The 1,802-nt window shown below is 65.1% G+C and carries 1 protein-coding gene and 2 pseudogenes; all 3 read right to left on the bottom strand.

From position 1 onward, the window contains the following. Positions 1-238 (bottom strand): annotated as a pseudogene (locus tag YWW_RS32745) (hypothetical protein); the annotation flags it as partial. Continuing rightward, on the bottom strand, positions 235-1,644 hold the full coding sequence (locus YWW_RS0124180) for an ATP-binding protein (protein ID WP_035697599.1): 1,410 nt from the start codon (positions 1,642-1,644) through the stop codon (positions 235-237). The pseudogene YWW_RS32745 and the gene YWW_RS0124180, both read right to left, overlap by 4 nt. A 41-nt stretch (positions 1,645-1,685) precedes the next feature. Beyond that, positions 1,686-1,802 (bottom strand): annotated as a pseudogene (gene ubiA, locus YWW_RS38145) (4-hydroxybenzoate octaprenyltransferase); the annotation flags it as partial.

Here is a 1,802-nt window from a genome sequence, read left to right as displayed (position 1 = left end):
AGACGAGGACGGCGGCGACCAGTGCCAGGCCGATCCAGTAGGGGACGCCGAAGCCGGTCAGGGCCCCGAACCAGGCGAACATCGCCCAGGTCACCGCGTGCGTCGCCGACGAGGCGCCCAGCGCGGCCTTGACGCCCCACTTCGCCGGAGTCGAGCGCACGCCGACGTAGGCGGTCCGCAGCGCGGCGGCCGGTATCGGAAAACGGAAGGGCCGCCCCTTCGCGGTTCCAGCTCTCACGGCTCCGCCTGGTAGATCTCGGCCGGGGTGACCAGGACCAGTCGCTCGTCCTCCTCGGCGTGTCGGCGCAGGCGTTCGGTGAAACCGCTGCGCGAGAACAGGTACCGCTTCGGTGACTCTACGCATCGCTCGACATGCGGCGCCAAGCGGTCGAGCAGGTTGAGCTCGTCGAAGTCCACCTGATTGTTCGTCCACTTGCACATGCCGACCACGGTGGCCCGGCCGTCATGGTCGACTCCGACGACATCGATCTCGCGCGTCTCCACCCGGCGACCCTCGCCGGTGGGGACCTTGCCCCACCAGTAGCCGACCTTGTACAGCTCGGTTTCGACCCGGTGCGTGAAATCCTGGCAGATCTCCTCCCACGTCTCGGAGACGAAGTGGTCGAACGACGGCATCACAGTGTTCTCCAGATATGCCAGTGCCAGCCGATCGGTGCCGAGACGGCCGCTGCTCGGGTCGACGAATCGGAAGTGGAAGCGCATGAACTGGTCGGCGATGCGGTAGGCGGTCTTCTTCGAGTTCACCGGCGCGGTGATGGGCTTCAGCTCCGTCACCAGCCCCAGGCGTTCGAGCACCCGCAGCGCCTTCGTGACGGCGGAGGGTTCGAGCCCGGTCCTGTCGGCGATCGCCGAATTCCGGTTGTGCCCCTGTGCGATCGCCTTGAGGATCGCTATGTAGTGCGCGGGGTTCGGCAACGACTGCCTGAGCAGCAGTTCGCCTTCGTTCCTCAGAAATCCCGTCGGTTTCAAGACCTCGTCGAACAGGTGCTCCGAGACAGGTGCGTCATCGGTGAAACGGTCGAGATAGTAGGGGATGCCGCCGCAGACGGCGTACACCCTGATCCGGTCCTCGAAGCTGTATCCGGGATGGAACAGCGCCGCGTCCGGAACCCTGAACGGCTCCAGTTTGAGCTGCCCGGTGCGGCGACCGTACATGGTCCCCGCCAGCGCTTCGTCCTCGAAGAACGAGACCTCGCTGCCGGACACGACGAAGGTGATGGGCAAGTGCCGACCGGACTTGCGCCACCAGACGTTGATCAGGCTTTCGAGCCCTTGCGACTGCCTCGCCAGAAACTGGAACTCGTCGAGGACCACCAGCGTGCGTCGATCGCCCACGAATTCGGAGAGGCGATTGAGCGCGGCCCGCCAGGATGCCGGCGGGGGTGCTTCGTCGGGATCGTCCCCAGCGGCCAGCGCCAGGTCCGCTGCGAACGCCGAAAGCTGGTCGGTCTCGGTGGTCTCGGTTCCCTCGAAGACGAAGGATCGGACGTCTTCGGCGAGACGATTGAGCAGCTCGGTCTTCCCAACGCGCCGACGCCCGTACACCACCAGGAAGTCCGCGCGGTCGGACTCGATGCGCTCACGGAGCAACTGCAGCTCGTAGGCCCTGTTGAGAAATCGCATCCCGCAAGTGTACAAAACATTTTCCGTCGACGGAAAATGATTTACCGGAGAACGAGGTCTCCGAGTGCGAAGGCGAACAGGGCGATCGCCACGACGCCGTTGGCGGTGAAGAAGGCCCGGTTCGCCTTCGACAGGTCGTCCGCTTTCACGATCGCGTG

Source organism: Glycomyces tenuis DSM 44171 (assembly GCF_000427885.1).
In the GTDB taxonomy this organism is placed as follows: domain Bacteria; phylum Actinomycetota; class Actinomycetes; order Mycobacteriales; family Micromonosporaceae; genus Glycomyces; species Glycomyces tenuis.
This window is presented reverse-complemented; position numbering and strand designations above follow the sequence as displayed.

Coding starts and splice junctions, on each gene's coding strand:
- YWW_RS0124180 (WP_035697599.1), bottom strand. CDS start 1,644: ATGCGATTTCTCAACAGGGCCTACGAGCTGCAGTTGCTCCGTGAGCGC.